The sequence below is a fragment of the Marinobacterium zhoushanense genome (assembly GCF_014641945.1).
GTDB lineage: Bacteria > Pseudomonadota > Gammaproteobacteria > Pseudomonadales > Balneatricaceae > Marinobacterium_D > Marinobacterium_D zhoushanense.
Genome location: NZ_BMIJ01000004.1, coordinates 85772 through 100801, shown reverse-complemented (window position 1 = coordinate 100801; position 15030 = coordinate 85772). Strand labels below are relative to the sequence as shown.

General features: G+C 57.9%; 12 protein-coding genes. 9 read left to right on the top strand and 3 right to left on the bottom strand.

The genetic code is table 11. The features are described 5' to 3' along the window. The first annotated feature begins 124 nt into the window (after positions 1-124). The 5 genes from IEX40_RS10210 to gntR all read left to right on the top strand — a co-directional run bounded on the left by IEX40_RS10210 (position 125) and on the right by gntR (position 4735). Positions 125-1138 (top strand): TRAP transporter substrate-binding protein, encoded by a 1014-nt coding sequence (locus IEX40_RS10210; protein ID WP_188747901.1) that lies wholly within the window; start codon positions 125-127, stop codon positions 1136-1138. 71 nt (positions 1139-1209) lie between these two features. Further along, a complete protein-coding gene (locus IEX40_RS10205) occupies positions 1210-1791 on the top strand; it encodes a TRAP transporter small permease subunit (protein ID WP_188747899.1) in 582 nt (193 codons plus the stop codon). Beyond that, on the top strand, positions 1784-3106 hold the full coding sequence (locus tag IEX40_RS10200) for a TRAP transporter large permease (protein WP_188747897.1): 1323 nt from the start codon (positions 1784-1786) through the stop codon (positions 3104-3106). The genes IEX40_RS10205 and IEX40_RS10200 overlap by 8 nt, the downstream gene beginning before the upstream one ends. 12 nt (positions 3107-3118) lie before the next feature. Beyond that, entirely contained in the window at positions 3119-3622 is a 504-nt protein-coding gene (locus IEX40_RS10195) for a gluconokinase (RefSeq protein WP_229680699.1), read from the top strand. 99 nt (positions 3623-3721) lie between these two features. After that, positions 3722-4735: a gluconate operon transcriptional repressor GntR gene (gntR, locus tag IEX40_RS10190; RefSeq protein WP_188747893.1), complete on the top strand. Its 1014-nt coding sequence runs from the start codon at positions 3722-3724 to the stop codon at positions 4733-4735. Positions 4736-4757: 22 nt separating this feature from the next. On the opposite strand, the gene IEX40_RS10185 is transcribed toward gntR, so the two are convergent. After that, on the bottom strand, positions 4758-5720 hold the full coding sequence (locus tag IEX40_RS10185) for a carbohydrate kinase family protein (protein WP_188747890.1): 963 nt from the start codon (positions 5718-5720) through the stop codon (positions 4758-4760). Next, on the bottom strand, positions 5717-7396 hold the full coding sequence (gene pgi / locus IEX40_RS10180) for a glucose-6-phosphate isomerase (protein ID WP_188747888.1): 1680 nt from the start codon (positions 7394-7396) through the stop codon (positions 5717-5719). The genes IEX40_RS10185 and pgi overlap by 4 nt, the downstream gene beginning before the upstream one ends. A gap of 687 nt (positions 7397-8083) precedes the next feature. Between pgi and IEX40_RS10175 the strand changes: the two genes are divergently transcribed. Next, positions 8084-9064: a carbohydrate porin gene (locus IEX40_RS10175; protein WP_229680698.1), complete on the top strand. Its 981-nt coding sequence runs from the start codon at positions 8084-8086 to the stop codon at positions 9062-9064. A gap of 122 nt (positions 9065-9186) precedes the next feature. On the opposite strand, the gene IEX40_RS10170 is transcribed toward IEX40_RS10175, so the two are convergent. Continuing rightward, positions 9187-10263 (bottom strand): LacI family DNA-binding transcriptional regulator, encoded by a 1077-nt coding sequence (locus IEX40_RS10170; protein WP_188747886.1) that lies wholly within the window; start codon positions 10261-10263, stop codon positions 9187-9189. A gap of 420 nt (positions 10264-10683) precedes the next feature. On the opposite strand from IEX40_RS10170, the gene IEX40_RS10165 reads away from it, so the two are divergent. The 3 genes from IEX40_RS10165 to IEX40_RS10155 are packed head-to-tail and all read left to right on the top strand — an operon-like array spanning position 10684 to position 15012. Then, positions 10684-11448 (top strand): response regulator, encoded by a 765-nt coding sequence (locus tag IEX40_RS10165; RefSeq protein ID WP_188747884.1) that lies wholly within the window; start codon positions 10684-10686, stop codon positions 11446-11448. Between the two features lie 10 nt (positions 11449-11458). Beyond that, positions 11459-14089 carry a PAS-domain containing protein gene (locus tag IEX40_RS10160; protein WP_188747882.1) on the top strand — a complete coding sequence of 877 codons (2631 nt, stop codon included), beginning with the start codon at positions 11459-11461 and terminating at the stop codon, positions 14087-14089. Then, a complete protein-coding gene (locus tag IEX40_RS10155) occupies positions 14089-15012 on the top strand; it encodes a substrate-binding domain-containing protein (protein ID WP_188747880.1) in 924 nt (307 codons plus the stop codon). The genes IEX40_RS10160 and IEX40_RS10155 overlap by 1 nt, the downstream gene beginning before the upstream one ends. The last annotated feature ends 18 nt before the right edge of the window (positions 15013-15030 follow it).

Here is a 15030-nt window from a genome sequence, read left to right as displayed (position 1 = left end):
CCAATATCTATTGATTTGTTCAAATGTTACCGGTAAAGTTGAAATTGTTACCGGTAACAGTAAAGTTTTTCTCGCGTTCGGCTTGAGCCGGGCCAAAATAGAAAATAAAAACAGGAACAGATAGATGAAACTCACTTCCAAGCTCTTGACCGCCGCCCTGTCCGGTCTCATCTCCGTTTCGGCCTTCGCCGCTGATTTCACCTTCAAGGTGCAGTCTTCCGATCCCTCGGGCGATAAGAACTTCCAGGTGCAGCAGCAGTGGGCCGAGCGTGTCGGCAAAATGTCCGGTGGGCGTCTGGAGATCAAGCTGTTGCCGGTTGGCAGCGTGGTCAAACACACCGAGACGCTGGATGCAATCAAGATGGGGATTCTGGATGGTCAGGTGACCGCGACCGGCTACTTTTCCGGTAAGGATCCCGCCTTCGGTTTGATCGGCAACACCGTCGGGGCCTGGTCCTCAACCACTCAGTTATTGCAGTACATTAACTACGGTGGCGGCTATGAGCTGATGACCGAGCTCTATGCTCCCTACGGCGTGAAATTTGTCGGCGGCTCAACCACCGGCGTCGAATCCTTTGTCTCCAAGGTGCCGGTCGATGGTGTGGATGACCTTAAGGGGTTGAAGCTGCGTGCACCTGAAGGGCTGGTACAGAAGGTGTTTGCGGCAGCCGGCGCTGCGCCGGTTAACCTGCCGGGCTCCGAGGTGTTCACTGCGCTGAGCAAGGGGGTTATCGATGCCGCCGACTACACCGTGTTCTCGACCAACCAGAAGGCGGGGATGAACGATATTGCCCAGCACCCGGTACAGCCTGGATTCCACTCGCTGCCGCTGATCGATATCTCCGTCAGTCAGAAAAAGTGGGACAAGCTGCCGGCCGATCTGCAGGAGATCTTGACCGTGTCGGTGCGTGATTTTGCGCAGGATATCACTACCCAGCTGCGCATTGCCGATCTGCAGGCGGTGAAAGAGGCGAGCAACAACCCGGATATCACCATCCACGACTGGTCTGCCGAAGAGCGCAAGAAGTTCCGCGCCATCGCGCGCTCTCAGTGGGAGGAGTTTGCCAAGGAGTCGGACAATGCGATGAAGGTATACCAGTCGGTGACCGCCTATCTGGAAACGAACGGCCTGCTCTAAGGCTGCCCCTTCTCTCTCCTGTTCTAAACGGTGGGGCGTTCCGCCCCACTTAACTCCCCGGGTTGATTGTCATGAAAGCTCAAGATCGCATTCGCGAAGAGGAGGCTCACGAAGTGGAACAGCACGGCCGCACGCGGCTCGATCGCTGGATCCTCTGGGTGGGTAATCTGCTTAGCCTGTTGTTCGTGTTTACCGTTGCTATCTCTTTTTTCGAAATTTTGATGCGCTACCTGTTCAACTCTCCGACGATCTGGGTGCACGAATCGGCTGCGTTTATCGGGGGCTCTCTGTTTGTCATCGGTGGCGCCTATGCGCTGGCCAACAACAAGCATGTGCGCGTGGTGCTGATCTATGACCAGGTCTCGTCCCGTGCACGCTGCTATTTGAATATCTTCCACTCACTGGCGGGCCTGGTTTTTGCCGGAATGCTGGCTTATGGCGCCTGGATGATGGCCAGCAGTGCCTGGTTATCGCCTTTGGGCGAGCTGCGCCTCGAACGCTCAGGTTCGGCCTGGAATCCCGCTTTCCCGGCGCTGTTAAAAGCGCTGATTCTGCTGGTTGTGTGCGTCATGTTTGTTCAGTTTCTGCTTCACCTGCTTGACGATTTTCGTCAGCTTGGACGGTTAAAGCGCGGAGGTAAGGCCGATGTTTGATCTCTCCGCTATAGGAATCGCTTACGGCAGCCTGCTGATGCTGGGGCTGTTGATCCTGCTGCTGCTGACCGGCATGCAGCTGGCCTTCGTTACCGGCCTGGTGGCGCTGATCTTTACCATCGGCTGGTTCGGCGTCGATGCGATGCCGCTGATCACCAGTCGCATGTACAGCTTTGTTGGCGCTTACGTTTTTCTGGCGGTGCCTATGTTCGTGCTGATGGCGGCGTTGCTGGATCGATCCGGCATCGCTGTGGATCTGTTCGATGCCATGAAGAAGGTGGCCCGCAAGCTGCGCGGCGGCGTTGCGGTACAGACGCTGATCGTGGCTGTAATTCTGGCTTCGATGTCCGGTGTTATCGGCGGTGAAACCGTGCTGCTCGGCATACTTGCGCTGCCGCAGATGCTGCGTCTGGGCTACAACCGCAAACTGGCGATCGGTACCACCTGCGCAGGCGGTGCCCTGGGCACCATGATGCCGCCGAGCATCGTGCTGATCATCTATGGCATGACCGCCAGCGTATCGATAGGCGAGTTGTTCAAGGCTGCCTTCCTGCCGGCGTCGATTCTGGCGGGATGCTACGTCGCCTACGTGCTGATCCGCTGTTACCTGAACCCCTCGCTGGCGCCGCTGCCGACGGCCGAAGAGATGGCCGCCGATGATGAGCGTGACATCAATTACATGAAGGCGCTGTTCTTTCCGGGCCTGACCGTGGTTATCGTGCTTGGCAGCATCTACACCGGTATCGCCTCGGTTACCGAAGCCTCGGCTCTGGGTGTGGTCGGCATCATGTTGAGTGCACTGATCCGTGGCGAGCTGAATTTCGAGATGATCCGCGACAGCGCCAAGGCGACTATGCAGACCTGCGGCATGATCATCTGGATCGGCATAGGTGCCAGTGCGCTGGTAGGTGTCTACAACCTGATGGGTGGTATCGATTTCGTGGAGTCGGTGATCCTGTCGCTCAGTGACGGCCATGTCATGACCACAGTGCTGATCATGATGGTGATCCTGCTGGTGCTGGGCATGTTCCTGGACTGGGTCGGTGTTGCCTTGCTGACCATGCCGATCTTCGTGCCGATCATCACCAACCTCGGCCTGGATCCGATCTGGTTCGGCGTGGTGTTCTGCCTGAACATGCAGGTTTCTTTCCTGTCACCGCCATTCGGCCCCGCCGCTTTCTACCTGAAATCGGTGGCTCCGAAGGATATCAGTCTGGGCGAGATCTTCTCCGCTCTGGTGCCCTTTATCGTGCTACAGATTCTGGTGCTGGCACTGGTCATTATCTTCCCGCAGCTGGCGTTGTGGTGGCAGTAGGAGGAGGGCGTGGTGAAAAAGAGATATATCGTGATGGGCGTATCCGGCTGTGGCAAATCGCTGATCGGCTCGTTGCTGGCCAAGCGGCTGGGACTGGCGTTCTTCGATGGTGATGATTTCCACCCGCCGGAGAATGTGGCGAAGATGCGCCAGGGGATACCGCTTAACGATCAGGATCGCTATGGCTGGTTACAGACATTAAACGATCTGATCAACCGGGAGGAGGGGATGGTGCTGGCATGCTCTGCCCTCAAGCCTCAGTATCGGCAGCAGCTGCGGCAAGGCAATGACGCGCAGCTGATCTACCTGAAGGGGGGCGTCGAGACGATCTGGGCGCGGCACAGCTGTCGTGAGGGGCACTACTTCAACGGTCGCGAGATGCTGGAAAGTCAGTTTCGCGAATTGATCGAGCCCAAGGTCGGTGAAGCGATAGAGGTCTCTATCGATCAGTCGGCGGAGCGGGTGCTTGATGATGTATTGGCTGCGCTGGCGCAGAGTGAAAGGGCTGATAAATGATCTGCCAGCTCTGATCCGTATCGGGCGTGGGGAATGACCTATGCCTGATACGCCTTCGTCGGTATGATGTTACGCGTAACAGAGACGCCGGACCTCACCATGAGCGAAAAAAGAAAAAGACCCACCCTACAGGATGTCGCGGACCGTGTCGGCGTCACCAAAATGACGGTAAGCCGTTATTTGAAAAAGCCCGAGCAGGTTTCGAGTGTGTTGCAGGAGAAGATCCAAGGCGCACTGGACGAACTCGGCTACATTCCCAATAAAGTGCCTGACATTCTCTCCAGCTCGAAAAGTCATGCCATCGGAGTGCTTGTCCCGTCGTTGACCAACCAGGTTTTCGCCGAGCTGATCCGTGGCTTCGAGTCGGTGACGGAGCCGGCGGGCTATCAAACCATGCTGGCCCACTATGGCTATAGCCAGAGTGCGGAGGAGGCACGAATAGCGACCCTGTTGGGCTATAACGTGGACGGTTTGATCCTCTCCGAGAGTTTTCATACCGAGCGTGTGCGGCGAATGATCAAGACCGCCGGTGTCCCGGTGATCGAGGTGATGGATTCTATTTCGCCCGCCATTGAGCAGGCGATAGGGTTCGATAACGAGGCGGCGGCGTTCGCGATGACCGAACTGATGATCGAACGTGGTCATCGCAACACCGTGTACTTCGCCGCGCGCATGGACGCACGCACCCGGCTCAAGATCCAGGGCTACGAGCGGGCGATGCGCAAACATGGGCTTGAACCTTTCAGTCTGCAGACCGAGCAGGCATCCTCGTTCACCCGCGGTGCATTGTTGTTGCGCCAGGCGCTGGAGCAACATAAGGATCTGGACGGAATCTTCTGTACTAACGACGACTTGGCTGTTGGTGCCTTCTACGAGTGTCAGCGTCAGGGAATAGCTGTACCACAGCAGATCGGTATCGCCGGTTTCCACGGACACGATATTGTCAGTGCGATGGTGCCGAGACTGGCCACCGTGGTAACACCGCGTGAGGAGATGGGACGGTTGGCAGCGGAAAACCTGCTGGCACGGTTGCAGGGTAAGCCGGTAAACCGGTCGGTGATCGATCTGCCGTTCCGTTTGGAGCCGGGAGAGAGCCTGCGATCAGCGAGCTGACCGCAGGCTCGAGGGGGAGAGGTTAGAGGTTCAGGTCGGCCTGAGTTGGCAGCGCATCGAACGCCCCTTTGCGTGTTACCGCAAAGGCACCGCACTGCATGCCGACCTCAAGCACCTGCTCCAGCAGGGCTCGGTCGTTTAGCTCGCTGAGATGACTGCGGTCTATGCCATGCTTGGCCAGGGCATAGAGGGTTCCGCCGGTGAACGCGTCACCCGCAGCGGTGCTGTCGACCACCTTGGTCTTTGGTGGCTGCAGTTCTCCGTTCAGTGTGCGGCCAAAATAGCGCAACGGGTTTCCGCCGTCGGTGACCAGAATCAGGCTGACGCCGGCGTCGCGAATCCGCTGGATCACCTCCGCTTCGCTCTGGTTACGGCACAGGAACGCGAGTTCTTCAGTGCACAGCTTGAGCAGGTCGGTCTGCGCGATTGCCTGCCAGACAAAGGGGGTCGGATCCAGGTCGGCCGGCCAGAGGTTATGGCGCAGGTTGATATCGAAGCTGACCAGGTAGCCTTTCTCATGCGCCTTGGCGACGCCGGCCAGTGTAGCTTCGCGGATGCCGGCTTCGGTCAGCGTATTGGAGCAGAAGTGGAAGATGCCGGGTTCGTCGAACCAGTCGGCGCCGAACTCCTCCGGCCGGAACAGCAGGTCCGCCGAGGGTGAGCGGTAGAACTCGAACGAGCGCTCGCCATGTTCGTCCAGCGAGACAAACGCCAGCGCGGTTTTCGCTTCCGTCGTCTGCAGCAGGTAGTCGGTGTTGACGCCCGCGTCCGCCATGGCGTCGTGCAGACAGTCGCCGAACATGTCCTGTCCCACCTTGCCCGCGAAATGGGAGCGGCCACCCAGCTTGGCCACGGCCACCGCCACGTTGGCCGGAGCGCCGCCGGGGTAGCGGGTAAAGGTTTCCGGGCCGTCCAGGTCGGCACCGCCGACCCGGTTGGAGAGCATGTCGATCAACGCCTCTCCGAAACTGATCACTTTGTTCATGGTTTTACGCTCTCGGCCTGTTTACCGGTCTCACTTTTCGAGGCTTTTTTCACTGGGTTGCCAGATACTGCCTCAGCCGTCGTATTCTTGCCGTGCATATGCTGGCGTACGATCTCCATCAGGCCCTGGGTCGACTGGTCGTAGTCGGAACTCTTCAGCTCGATATTACGACTGATCTCGGTAGCCAGGCGCTTGCCCAGTTGTACGCCCCACTGGTCGAAGGAGTTGATGTTCCAGATCGCACCCTGCACGAACACCTTGTGCTCATACAGCGCGATCAGTGCACCCAGGTTGTGCGGGCTGAGGCTCTCCATCAGTAGGATGTTGGAGGGGCGGTTACCCGGACAGGTGGCGTAATCCAGCATACCGTTTTTCTGGTCACCGTTCATGAACGCGTTGGCCTGGGCCAGCATGTTGGTGAGCAGTGCGAAATGATGTTCTTCCGTCTTCTCGTCCGGCTCCAGCGAGGCGATGAAGTCGATCGGCACGAAGCGGGTGCCTTGGTGCAGCAGCTGGAAAAAAGCATGTTGACCATTGGAGCCGGTCTGCCCCCAGACGATCGGGCCTGTAGCGTAGTCGATCGGCTGGCCGTCGACGTCGACGGACTTGCCGTTGCTCTCCATGTCCAGTTGTTGCAAGAAGGCCGGCAGCTGATGCAGAGCCTGGTCGTAGGGAATGATCGCCTGGGTTTCGGCTCCGAGGAAATTGATGTACCAGATGCCGATCAATGCCATCAATACCGGCATGTTCTTCTCGAGCGGGGCCTCCATGAAATGGCGATCCATCTCGTATGCGCCTTCAAGCAGTTCGATAAAGCGGTCGCAGCCTATGCTCAGCGCGATCGGCAGGCCGATGCTGGACCAGAGCGAGTAGCGTCCACCGACCCAGGCCCAGAACTCGAAGATGTTCTCGCGCTTGATACCGAACTCCATCGCCGCGGCCTGATTGGTCGACACGGCCACAAAGTGCTGGCTCATGTCGGTCTGCTGGCTGGTGTTCTCGAGGAACCAGCGGCGTGCGGTCTTGGCGTTGAGTAGTGTTTCCTGGGTTGAGAAGGTCTTGGTAGAAACGATGAAGAGTGTGGTCTCAGGGTTGAGCGCACTCAGTACTTTCTTGATGTGCTGCCCATCCACGTTGGAGATGAAGTGGAAGTTCATCTCCGGATGCTTGTAGTTGAGCAGGGCGCGGCACACCATGTTCGGTCCCAGGTCGGAACCGCCGATACCGATATTGACTACGTTGCGGATCCGCTTGCCGCTGAATCCCTTCCACTCTCCACTGCGTACTTTCTGACTGAAGGCCTCCAGCTTTTTCAGCCCGGAACGGATATCCGGCATCACATCCTTACCGTTGACCGTCACCGGCTCGTCCCCGCGGTTACGCAGAGCAGTATGCAGCACCGGGCGGTTTTCGGTGGTGTTGATGATATCGCCGGAGAACATCTGTGCACGACGTTGGCGCAGCGGCGAGTGTTCGACCAGCGCGAGCAGGGTTTTCAGCACCTCGTCATTGACCTTGTTCTTGGAGTAATCGAGAAACAGATCGCCCAGGCGCAAACTCATCTTGCCGAAGCGCTCCGGGTCATTGCTGAAGTAGTCGGCAATACGGTCGTCTTTGGTCTTTTCCGCCAGGGTTTGAAGTTTTTTCCAGGTGACTGAAGAGCTGAGCTGGTACATGGCTTGGTCTCTTATTTTTGGTATGGAGGCGGGGGCTCCGGTTTTCAGGGTTATAACGTCAATAGGTAAATGCAAGATGACTGGCTAGCTCTGGCTTTGTAACAGTTGTAACCGAAAGGGCCGGCTATGCAATCGGTTTGACGTGTCCCGCAAACTCTAGATCTCGCCTCGGTTCGAGTAGTTGAAGCTTAGGCTACCACATATGTAGTAAAAGTACATACATTTGGCCTGCGTGGTCTTATGCGGGTCTTTTTTTATGTAATAAAAGCAAATAAGTATCGGTTTTGGCTCGAATTTGTATAGCTATCCATAAGCCGTCTGTTCGTGACGAGTTCCCAGTTCCTTTAAGTATTGCGCCCTTAATCTTTGAGAGGCTGTGTATGTCAGCGTTGTGGCGGCGATGCCAAGAACCCGATGGACCGTAGACGGGTACGAGGTTTGAGTTGAGTAAATATGTAAAAAAACAAAAGTATACGCACGATTTTAGCTTAATTAAGAGTTTTTAAGAGAATTAAGTATGTAAGTTTAGCAACTTTTTGTTGAGTCCTGTCTCCAATGGCTTTTACCATCACCTCTCAACGCTGTCCGATTTGGGCATCGTAAGGGGCGTAACTTTCGCCCCTATCCCGTCGGTTTGGAGAGTTTCTCCATCCAGCACGAATCCTGTAGTTATGGAGCAAGAGAGTCGTGAATAAGAATAAGAGCCGTTTTGTAAAACATATCCTGTGTGCCGCGGTAGTGGCGGTGATGGCCGCTCCGGCGATGGCCGAACTCAGCTTCGATGCCAATATCGAGCTGAACACCGATGCGACCGATACTGAAACCACCGATACCACATACGACCAGGATGGTCGCGTCGAAGTGAATGCTTTTGGCCGTCACGAAAAAGGCAACTACTTCGTTCAGGCACGCGGTACCGTACTGCTGAAAACCGATGGCGATACCGCGGTGGACGATGCCTGGATCCAGTTCGGCGATTCCACCTGGGACGTGCAGGCTGGTCGCTTCGAGGCGGTGAACCTGTTTCCGAAAGGTAAGGACACATTGATCAGTCATGCTGGTGGCGTTTCAGTCTATGAAGCAAACCTGGCGCGTGGTCGTGTCGGTGATGGCGGTGGCCAGTTTGCGCTGCACCTGAACAGCAGCGAAAACCTCAGGTTCGAGCTGGGCACCATTTTTGGCGATGGTGAAACCACAGATGGCGACGATACCACGGCTTTTGGCGGTGTTCGCCCCACGGTTACCTGGTCCAGCGGTGACTTCAGCCTGACTGCCGGTTATGAGCGGGTCAACTATGACCTGACCGCCGGTGGCGATGTTGATAAGCAGGGCTATGCCCTGACCTCCAGCTTCAAGGCTGGTGGAGCGGACGTGAATCTGGCGGTGTCCCATCTCGAAGATGACAGCACGGGTGCGGACGAAGAGGTTACCTCCTACATTGCCAACATGATCTACGGCAACTTCGGTGCCGGTTTGATCTATTCCGAAGATGAGTTGGCCGGCGTCGATAGCGACGTGACTACGGCCTACCTGGCTTACACAGTGCCGCTGTTCGATTTCGAAAACGCGTCGGTGACCTTTGCGGGCTCGTTCTCTCAGGCGGATGGCGATGCCGTGACCGATGACACCACCAATGCGCTGCGTATGCGTTTCAACTACACGTTCTAAGGGCAGGCCCGTCAGAACCGGATCAGCCCCCCTTCCTGTTCCGGTTCTACCCTGAGTCTCGCACTGTCTTAAAGGTCTTTTCCTGCGCGGAGAGTCACCAATGGGCTCTCCGGCTTTTTACGTTAGGGCGAGGGGCGGGGGCAACTGCCACCGATCAGCAGCTCTGTCGATAGCATTATCTGTTGGGTATCTGTATTGCCTAGAAACAGCCTGCCTGCCTGGCGACCCTTTTCGATACTGTTCTGGTATACGGTGGTCAGGGACGGGTAGCAGCTCAATGCCTCCGGAATGCCGTCGAAGCCGACAATCTTCAGGTCCTCCGGAATTCGGATGCCAAGCTTCTGTGCTTCCTGCAGTGCTGCAATCGCGATGGTGTCACTCATACATAGCAGCAACTCGGGACGAGGAGTGCATAGCAAAGCCTCACGTGCGGCTTGCTGGGCACAGGCATGGTTGTTAACGGGGATGTTCCAGATATTGTCGTGCAGCAACTGTCGGTTGCGTTCGGTAAAGGCCGCATTATAGCCGCGCAGGCGCTGAACCGAGATCGACTCAGTTTCGTCGAACAGCTCGCACGGATCATAAACGCGGCAGACGTGTCTGGAGTCGATCAATCTGAGCCCCAAGACAGCAACTCTCTGAGGTTGGTGAGTCAGGGCGTGGCGTGCGCTGACAAGCGCGCCACCGAAATTGTCACTTTGAATACTGCTGCTATCTTCGATTATGCAGTCGACGCTGACGAGCTGCTTACGTTGCCGCAGCAGTTGTTCATGGGCTTGCCGGTTATTCATCTGACCATAGACGATGAAGCCGTCCACCATCGCTTCGTGCTGCCTGAACTGACAGCCGCTATCGATCTCCTTGGCCGATAACATCAGCATGCTGAGCTGTGCCTTGTCGAGCTCTTCGGTCAGTCCGGTCAGAAACTGATTAGCGACGCAGTCCTTGAGGTTGTACGAGAGGCAGTCCGACAGCACCACGCCAATCACCCCGGTTCGTCCGGGGCGTGGTGAGCGGGGTGCCAGACCGGGACTGCGATAGCCCAAATTTTTACACTCGTTCAGTATCCGTTCTCTCAACTCGACAGAGAGCTGGTCTGGTCGGTTAAAGGCATTGGATATGGTGGCGGTCGAAACACCGATGTGGCGGGCGACATCTTTGATCGTCATGCGCCGAAGTTCGGTTTCCTTGGCGGTCATCAGGCGCCCTCCCGGTCTAAACTGGGCATCGAGCGCTGTGGAGCGGTGGTTTGTACGTCTGGCGGGTTGAGCCGGGACATACGGCAGGCGGATCGCGGTTGGATCTTGAAAGAGTTATCGCTGAACATGACAAGCTCTATTTATATTTATTTTTGTAATGTTACTACGACGATCTGTTTGCCCGAACCGGAGTGATCCTTTCTCCCGGCTTGGTACCTATCGTTCAAAAAGGTCAAGCGTGCTCTGTGTTGGGTTGTCCCGTAGAGCGGCCGTATTGACGGTCCTACTATACTACAGAAAAGCCACATCTGTGTTGTGTTAAATAACGTTATAAAATTACGCAATTTGTAACAATTGAAATTTTTCGTCCGTTCAACTGTGATATGTAGAGCGCCAGATAACAATAAACAAGGAGTAAGAATGTCCGAGACCGTGCAGACTGACCGTGTCCAGACTGACCGTGTCCGGCTGCGGATCCTGGTGGTCGATGATGAAGCGGATATGCGCGAGTTGCTTCGCGACCTGCTGGAGGACAGTGGCTATGAGGTACACGCGGCATCCAGTGGTGACGAGATGCGCACCGCATTGAACACTGCCGTGTTTTCACTGGTGATTCTCGATCTGCGTCTGAAGGGGGAGGATGGCATGCAACTCGCGAAAGAGCTGCGCCAGCGCTCCAGCATCCCGATCATGATGCTGACCGGCAAGGGCGACGAAACAGACCGTATTCTTGGGCTCGAGATCGCCGCAGACGATTTTCTGATGAAGCCGTTCAACAACCGCGAGCTGGTGGCGAGAGTGCGCGCCATGTTGCGCCGAACCACCGAGTTGAGTGGACCCGCCACGCGAGACGATCAGTACCGCCATGAACGCTTGAGCTTTGACGGTTGGATTCTGGATCTCTCCGCTCGCCAGTTGACCCGCCCTGATGGCAAGCCAGAACCACTGACTAGCGCTGAGTTCACCTTGCTGGAAGCCTTGATCAAGTCACACGGTCGAGTACTGAGCCGGGAGCAACTGCTGGAGGCAACCCGGGGTATGGACACCGAGGTGTTTGACCGCACCATCGATGTGCTGATCCTGCGCCTGCGGCGCAAAATCGAGCCAAACCCCCGCCAGCCGCGCTATATCCGCACCGAACGCGGGATCGGTTACCAGTTCAGCGAAGCCGTGGTGCAGTGTTGAGGGCCGGCGGTTGAACAGCGGCGCACCCACTGCAAGGCGAAGCGGAGCCGGCCGGTTATGGCGCGGGCTCAGGGTACGCACCCGCTTGCTGATCGCCTTCAGTATCCTGCTCGGTGCTACGCTGGCGATCGCGCTGGTCGGCTGGGGCGGGCTCAGCAATACCGGCACAGCACTGAGCCAGTTCGAGGAGCAGGCGCTGCCCGATATATCGCGCTCTCTTGAACTGGCGGAGCGTACGGCCAACCTGGCCGCCGTTGCCCCTTATGTGGCCAATGCCAGTAGCCCTTTTCTGCTGCAGGGTGAGAGCCAGAACCTGCGTGATCGCATTGCAAAGGTCTTGGCGCTGGCGCGGGCGATTCCGCAACTGGATGCGGCCGCGCCCCGACTGCAGACCCTGCTCCTGCAACTGGAGCGCACGGTGAACGACCTGGTCGACCTGACCCGGGAGCGGTTGTTCTTGCGCGAGGATCTGCGGCAAGCGGAATACCAGCTCGGCACCCTCGCCGCACGGTACGGTTCCGATCCCAACCTGGCTGCGGTTGTGCAGCAGGCGGAGCGCTTGATGCTGGCGGCGCAGGTCAACAACCCGGCGGAACTTGATCTGCTGCAGCAGCGTTATGTCAGCGCGCTGACTGCACTGAAAACTTCAGCCCCCGAGATGGCGGGTGTCGAACAGCTGGAAAGGATTGGATCCGGTGAGGGAAACCTGTTCGAGATGCGTTTGAATCAACTGGAGCTCGAGCAGCGTAGTGCGTATCTGCTGGCCTCGACGCGGGCCATCAGCGAGCAACTGAGCACCGAGGTAGGGCGCTTCGTCGACCATGTCGAAAGTCGGATAGAACAGCAAAGCCAGCGTGTCGGCATCGCCGTGGCCTCCGGCAAAAGCGGTATCCTGATCATAACCCTGCTGGGGATTGCGGTTGCCCTGGGTGGTATCTGGGTGGTGCGACGGCTGGCCCGAGACCTGGGCGCCGTGACCCGGCTGATGACGCGGCTGGCCGCCGGCGACACCGACCAGCAGACGCCGGCAGTGGAGCGGATCGACGAGATCGGCGACCTGGCCCGTGCCTTCCAAGTGTTCCGGGAGAATGCGATGGAGATCACCCGTATCAGTCAGTCGTTACGGGAGCAGAGCCGGCTGCTGGAAACCGTGTTCACCAATATCAACGACGGTCTGAGCGTATTCGATGGCGAGGGTCGCCTGTTGGCCTGGAATCCACGCTATGTTGAGATATTGAACTTGCCTCCGGGCCAGCTCAAACCGGGCAGAACCTTGGAGCAGGTGCAGCAGTTATTGCCGAAAGAGGCGCGTGACAGCTGGGCGCTCAACGGTGTAGCGCTGGATCGCGACGAGATCAACAGCCTGCGCCGTCATCGGGTGCAGCGGTTTGAGCGCCATTTCGCCGATGGCCGGGTGGTGGAGTTCCGCAGCTCGCCACTGCCCGGCGGTGGCTTCGTGACCCTGTACAGCGATTTGACCGAGCGCAAGGCGATCGAAGAGCAGTTGCGGCAGTCGCAGAAGATGGAGGTGCTGGGCCAGCTGACCGGCGGTGTGGCGCACGACTTCAATAACCTGCTGGCGGCGATCATCGGCAACCTGCAGCTGCTCGAAACCCGGCTGGAGCCGGACAGCAAGGCGGCGAACAATGCGCGGCGGGCGCTGGCGGCCGCCGAGCGGGGCGGTGGGCTGACCCAGCGCCTGCTGGCGTTTGCCCGCAAACAGCGTCTGCAGCCGGAAACCATCGACATCGACCGCTTGATCGGCGAAATGCTCGACCTGATCGAGTACAGTGTCGGGCCTGCGATCGAGATAGGCCTGGAGTTACACGCGGCGCCCTGGCTGGTCAATGTAGATCCGGGGCAGCTGGAGAACGCGCTGCTCAATCTTGCCATCAACAGTGCCGCGGCGATGCCCGGGGGCGGAAAACTGAGTTTCGAAACCGGTCATGTCGCAGATGCCGGCCTGGAGTCGGGCGATGAGGCGGTGTTGGTGCGGGTGCAGGATACCGGTGCCGGGATCAGCGAAACTCACCTGGCACGAGTGTTCGAGCCCTTCTTCACCACCAAGGAGGTGGGCGAGGGCAGCGGTCTTGGCCTGAGTATGGTGTATGGCTTCGTCAAACAGTCCCTGGGCGATATCCGGATCCATAGCCAACTGGGTGAGGGTACCCGGATCGATATTTTACTGCCGCGGGTGGCCGACTTGAGGCAGCACGAGGTTGATGAAGATAAGCAGGGCGCACTGCCGAGCGGCCGGGGGCAGTGGGTGCTGCTGGTCGAGGATGACCAACCGGTGCGTGAAATGGCGGAGGATATGCTGGATTCGTTGGGCTATCGGGTCGAGTCGGTGGCGAGTATCGAGGCTGCTTATACCGCCTTGTCTGAACGTGCCGACTTCGCCCTGGTGTTTACCGATATCAATCTGGGCACGGCAGAGAATGGCCTGCATCTGGCTCGAGATGTGGCCGAGATGCTGCCGGGGCTGCCGGTTTTGCTGACCTCGGGCCTGCCGGCCGATCAGCTCAGCAGCCGTTACGGACTACCGGTCGGGCAGTATGTGCTGGCCAAGCCCTACCATCGTGAGGCCTTGGCCAGAGCGGTTTCCGATGCGTTGGATAACACTGAAAACAAGGAATCTTAATGAATGCGCGTGTAGCCCTGCTCTCGCTCTGCTCACTGCTGGTATTGGCTCTACCGGTCATGGCTGGGCCGTTGTCGATCGGCGTCAGTGTATCGGATCTGGGTAACCCCTATTTCCAGCGTATCGCCCGTGCCGCTGAGCAGCAGGCACGGTTGCAAGCCGGAGATGAGGTCCGGGTGCAAGTAATGTCGAGTGCCTATGACCTGGAGCGCCAGGCTGCGCAGATCGACCGTTTTATCGCCGCCGGTGTGGATCTGATCCTGCTCTCGGCAGCTAGCTACGATGGCTTGAACGACGCCATTGCTAAGGCGCATGAGGCGGGCATCTATGTTATCGCTGTCGATGTGCAGGCCGCCGGTGCCGATGCCACGGTTACTACCGATAACGAGGCTGCCGGGCGCCTCGCCTGCGACTATCTGGTGCGGCAGCTGAACGGCAGGGGCAGGGTGGTGATCATTAATGGTCCCCCGGTCTCTTCGGTACTTGAACGAGTCGAGGGGTGCCGTGATCGGCTGGCGGATGAGGCGGAGATCGAGCTGATGTCGATGAATCAAAACGGTGGTGGCAGTTTCGAGGGTGGATTCGAAAAGATGACCCATCTATTGACCGCCTTCCCCCAAATAGACGCGGTGTTCACCATTAATGACCCCACGGCACTTGGGGCCGAACAGGCGGCCAACGAGGCAAAGCGACACGATTTCATCATCGCCAGTGTCGATGGCGCGCCTCGCGCGCTACAGCGCCTCCCCCAGCCCGGCACCTTGCTGCGGGCAACCGCCGCGCAGTTCCCCAGCCGGATAGCGAAACAAGCGATTGAGCTGGGCTTGAGGCTGGTCCGAGGTGAAACGCTGGAGCAACAACTCTGGTTGATACCGCCGGAGCTGATCACGGCGGAAAACGTGGGTGAGTTTGGCCGGTGGTAATGTGGGGGAGGCCGGATG